A 5,112-nucleotide genomic window follows, 5' to 3' on the forward strand; every position below is an offset into this window, starting at 1 on the left:
CCTACGCAGCTCTTACGGGGATTTGACCGGCGGCTTGCGCAGCAGGCTGAACGCCATCGCACCGAGGAACACCACGCTGAGCAGCAATACCGCCCACAGGCCGATCTTCTTCCAGTTGGTACTTGCAGCCACCGGTGCCGCCTCAACCGCTGGCGTCGAGGTCGCCGTTCCGTTGACCGTTGCGGCATCCAACGTCGCCAGGCGCGACGGCTTGTAGTCCGGGATCAGCGTGGTCAACGGCAAGCTGGCTGCCTTCGCCGTCGCACTGCCCAGTGCCAGGTTGTAGGGCGCGTCGCCGCGCGCCAGGAACACCACTTGGGTCGGGCGCACGGCAAAACGCAGGGCCGGGGCCTCGGTACCCAGGCCGCCGCCGCGCTCGTCCACGGTCAGTTTTAATTGCTGCACGGTCTGACCGGACAATTGCAGTTGGTTTTGCTGCACATCCTGACCGTTCTGGGTCAGGCGATAGAGCAAGCCACCGCCCATCGGCTGCCATGGGTGACTGCTTTCGCGGCGACCGGCCAGGGTCACCGGCGCCAGGCTGTTGGCCTGGCTCAGTTCCACCTGCACTTGCTCGACGTTCAGGCCCATCGGCAATTGCCAGGTATATTCTCCGGCCTTCGTCGTGCTGCCCGCCAGCGGCTGCGACCAGACCAACGGCAGCGGCAGGCTTTCGCGGCTGGCGCTTTCCAGTTGGGCCGAAGTCAGCACTGGCGCCGAGGACGGCGAATCCCACAGCAACCTCAAATACCGCGCTGATTGCCCAGGCAAGCTCACCTCATGTTGCTCGACCCGCTCATCAGCGAACGTCAGCCGCGCGACCTGGCCTTCGCCCCACGCCTGCCAGTGCTGCAAGTCGTCACTGGCTTCGATGGTGAAGCGCTGGAAGCCATCACGCTCGCTGGTCCAGTCCAGGATCAACTGTTGCAGCGGCGCCTTGATCGCACTGGCATCCAGCAGCCAGCCACGCAACTCCTCTTCCCCGGCCTCGAGCCGACTGGACGGCTGGACTTCTACCAGCGTGCCGTTGGCGTTCGATTGCACGCGCACGCTGGGCGCACGTTCATTGTCGTCGGCAGCGTTGTACAGCGGGAACCACTTCACATCGGTCAGGGTGCGATTTTCTCGACTCTGGGCCGATTCGTGCACCAATGCGTAGGCTTGGGCCTGGCCGGCGGCGTTGAATACCCGCAGGTCGCCCAGGTCGGTCTGCCGCGCCTGTAACTGGACGTCCAGCGGCAGCGCCAGGCGGTACCACGGTCCTTCACCGCTCAAGGCCAACGGCACCTGATGGGCGAAGTCTTGCGGCTGTTCCTGAGCCGCAGCCGACAAGGCCACCCACAACCCCATCACGCCCAGCCCGATTCCACTCAACTTGCGACTCAAGACGACACTCCCTCACTGACAGGCATCGGCGGCTCGGCATCCACGGCCGGCTCGGGGCGCTTGGGTGGCAGCGGCGCAAAATAGCCGACCACCAACAGCAACACGCCCACACCGATAAACGACACGATCCGCGCCAGACCGCCGCGGTTACTCAATTCGACAAAGAACAACTTGGCCACGACCACGGCGATCAACACCGCGCCGACCAGCCACACCTCCCGGCGATGACGCAGGTGCCCGCCGATCATCAGGCCCAGGGCGATCAAGGTCCAGACGATGGACAAGCCGGCCTGCACGAACATCGAGTCGAGCAGCGCATCCAGCTCGTACGGCACACCCATCCACTGGTGGGCCGTACGCATCACCAGGGCCGTGAAGAACGCGAACAGCGACACACCGGCGATCAATTGAGCGATATACCCGATGCGATTCCAACGGTTCGTCGTTTGCTCCACGGCATTGCGCGCCCACACATAGATACCGAACAAGGCGAACAGCAGGCCGAGCTCCAAGGGATTGAACAACGGTATATAAGGCAGTGGCTCGGAGTTGCCATCGCTGAAGGTGTTGGTCAGCCAGAACCAACCGAGCATCAACAACGCCATCGGCGCCGCCGCATAGACGCGGTATTCGCGTGGTTGCGCCGATACCGGCCACGGCAAGGTACGCGGCGTGGCCATCAACACCAGGTAAAGGCCTGGCAGGATCGCCCAGGCCAGCCAGCGCCAGGCGTTGTACTGCTCGGACAGCAACAGCAGGCCGTAACGCAGCTCCAGCATCAACACCGTCATCAGCAACCAGCAACCGAGTACGTGGGCCGTACTGCGCGCCCGGGCCGGGAGCATCGGCGCCAGGCGCTTGAGCGAAAAGAAGTGCACGGCAAATACCGCCAGCCAGCCCAGCCAGCCGAGATTCGCCGCCGGGTGATAGTGGCTGTGCCCCGTTGCCACCAGCACGCAGCCCGCCGCCGGGATCAACAAGGTGCACAACAGCCCCAGCGCCGACCATTTCAAACGCAGGGCCAACACTGCCCACACCGCGACGCTGATCGCCGCGACCAGCAGCAACCAGCTGCCTTGCAGGTTCGCCGGGGCAAAGCGCAGCACTTCGCTGCCCCACGCCAGCGCCCACCAGCCGGCACCCCAGATCAGCAACAGCTCGGACAGGCGTTGCAGGCTCAAGACGTCCAGTTCCTGCGCCCCGTGTGCCCGTTGCAGTCGCCAGGCGCCTACCAGTGCCGCCAATCCCAGCACCAGCGGTGTCCAGAAACCACTGTGGGCCAAGGGCCGCAGGCCTTCGGACTGAAGAGGCCCAAGCAGGAACGGCCCAGCCGCCAGGAACGCTGCGCCGCCCAGCAGTTGTAGCAACAGGCCGAAGACAAAGCTCACGCGTTGCTTCAAGTACAGGCTCAGCCAGATGATCAACAAGCCGCTGGCCGCCCATACGCCGCTCGCCGTTTGCCAAGGCAGGACGAACAGCACCGCGAGATTGATCAGCACCAGTCCCGCCAGCAATACCACGGATAAACCGCGCAACAACCGGGCATCGTTGCGCACCATGTCGTCACGGGCCGCCAGCACCATCCCGCCAATCAACGCCAGGCCGATCAACGAGGCGCTGAGCAGACCGTTCCAACCGGCATTGAGCACCGCCGCCGAATCGCCTTCGGCGCCTTGCAGGCGCATCAGGAACAGCGCACCGCCCAGCAGTTGCACGGCGAATGCGGTAAACAGAAAGGCCCGTGATTGCAGGCGCAGACCAACGAACAGCGTCGCCAGACCGGCGAAGGCCCAGGCGATAGCAGTGCCGTGGGTAAAGAAGAACAGCGGCGCCAGCAAGTAAAGGAAGCCTAGCCCCAACACCGCTAGCACAGGCTGAGCCTGACGCTCCCAGTTCGCGACATGGCCGGGCTCGGCCTTGTGCAGTTGATAGAAGCTGAACAGCAAGGCACAACCGAGCATCAACGCGCCCAGCCACGACCCCGCCAGCAGGCTGCCTTCACCTGCATGCAATTCGCTGACAAAGGCCAGCGCCGAGCCCAGTTGCAGCAACAAGGCAAACATTCGTGCGAATGGTCGCTGTTGGCGCAGGCCCAGCCAGAAAATCCCGGCGCCTTCCACCGCCCAGGCTGCAGCAGTCCAACGGGCATCGAGGCCAAGCGGAATGGCCAGGCTGCCGAAAATCACCCCCAGGGCGAGACAGGTTTCAGCCAGCAACACCGCGCGACCGCCCATCAGCACCCGAGCCAGCCCCATGTAGATCATGCCCAGCGCCAGGGCGCTGAACGCTGCGGCGAATTCCAGGTGCTGCACCAAGGCGAATTGCAGACCGAAGCCGACCAGCGGCGGGCCGAACAGCATGCTGCCGTCCACGTAGTCGCCCTTGCGCGCCGACCAGCGCAGCATCGCGTCGCGGCTGTCATCTTCAGGCGCGTCGCTCATTTCCAGCAGCTTGCGCCGGGTGAACAACAAGCCGATCGCCAGGTAGGTCAGGAAGAAAACGATGAGGAAAGGTTCGGTGCTCCACAGCAGCTCCGGCGTATAGGAGCGCAAGCCCCAGGCGAAACCGATGCCGAACGTGCCGACGAAACCGATCAGGTTGAGCATCCGCCAGGCCTTGAACCACGCGATTGCGAGGATGCCGGCGTTGAGCAGGATGAAATAGCTGAACAGCGCGACATGGTTGCCGCTGCCGGTGGAGGCCAGGATGGGTGCGGCGAACCCGCCCAGCGCCGCAGCCGCCGCCAGGCCCATGGCGTTCTGGGTCACTGCCAGGATCGCCGAGAATACGGTGACCGCGACCAACAGCCCCAAGGCAGCCTTGGAGTCGAGCAACGGATGCAGGCGCATGGCGGCAAACACCGTCAGGTACAACACGGCGATCCCGGTCCCCTGCAGCATCAGCGCATAACTGCTGTTGCGTTGGCGCAGCCACCAGCCCAGGCCCAGCAGGCCCAGCGCACTGGCCGCGACGCCGGCATAACGCAATTCGATCGGCACCACCATGCCTTCGGTGGCGTAGCGCAGGAGGAAAGCCAGGCCGAGGAACAACAACACCACGCCGACCCGCAGCACGGTGTTGCCACCGAACAGCCAGTCGCGCGCGCCGATGAGGGCGCGGTCGAACAGATTCGGGCCACGGGGAGCCGCAGGCGCAGGCGCCGTCGGTTCAAGGGGCAACGGTGCAAAATCGCGATCGGCGCGCCGAGTCGAAGCGGCTGGCGCAGGGCTCCAGATTTCGTCAGGCAACGGCTGGCTGGCCTGGGTGCTCATCACGGAGACGGGTTCGAGATCCGGCGGCAGTTCCCAGACCAGCTCCGGCTCGGTTCGGGTCTGGGATTTTGGAGCCTGGGGCGCGATGACCTCGGCCGCCGGCGCCGGATCACTCGGCTGGGCGACCTTGCCGCGTTCGAGAACCGCCAGCCGCGCTTCCAGGGCGAGCACGCTCTGCTGGGCCTCTTGCAGCAGGATCTGCTGTTTGGCCGCTTGGATCCCCAGGCGCCCCAGTCGAAACGACTGGGCGATGCCGAGCCCGACCAACGCGCCTATCAGCGCATCGGCGAACGACTCATCCACCACCCAGCCGAGTGCCAGGCCCAACAGTGTCAAAATCCATTGCATATGGTCGATATCCCTAAGCGGCCCGTTGCGGGCATGACCGGGTGGTGCGGTGCCTTCAGTCTAGTGAAAAAACCCTAACCCTTGTGGGAGCGAGCTTGCTCGCGAT

2 protein-coding genes are annotated in these 5,112 nt (G+C 64.6%); both read right to left on the reverse strand.

The genetic code is table 11. The features are described from left to right. Positions 1–12 precede the first annotated feature (12 nt). Positions 13–1,350: a DUF3999 domain-containing protein gene (locus OC610_RS20745; protein WP_408636623.1), complete on the reverse strand. Its 1,338-nt coding sequence runs from the start codon at positions 1,348–1,350 to the stop codon at positions 13–15. Positions 1,351–1,382: 32 nt separating this feature from the next. Then, positions 1,383–5,006, reverse strand: a complete 3,624-nt coding sequence (locus tag OC610_RS20750) for a DUF2339 domain-containing protein (RefSeq protein WP_264430355.1) — start codon at positions 5,004–5,006, stop codon at positions 1,383–1,385. Positions 5,007–5,112 lie beyond the last annotated feature (106 nt).

Source organism: Pseudomonas agronomica, assembly GCF_025917275.1.
GTDB classification, from domain to species: Bacteria; Pseudomonadota; Gammaproteobacteria; order Pseudomonadales; family Pseudomonadaceae; genus Aquipseudomonas; species Aquipseudomonas agronomica.

Excerpts from the sequence above, each read along its gene's own strand:
- OC610_RS20745 (WP_408636623.1), bottom strand. The coding sequence starts at position 1,350 with ATGGGGTTGTGGGTGGCCTTGTCGGCTGCGGCTCAGGAACAGCCGCAA.
- OC610_RS20750 (WP_264430355.1), bottom strand. The coding sequence starts at position 5,006 with ATGCAATGGATTTTGACACTGTTGGGCCTGGCACTCGGCTGGGTGGTG.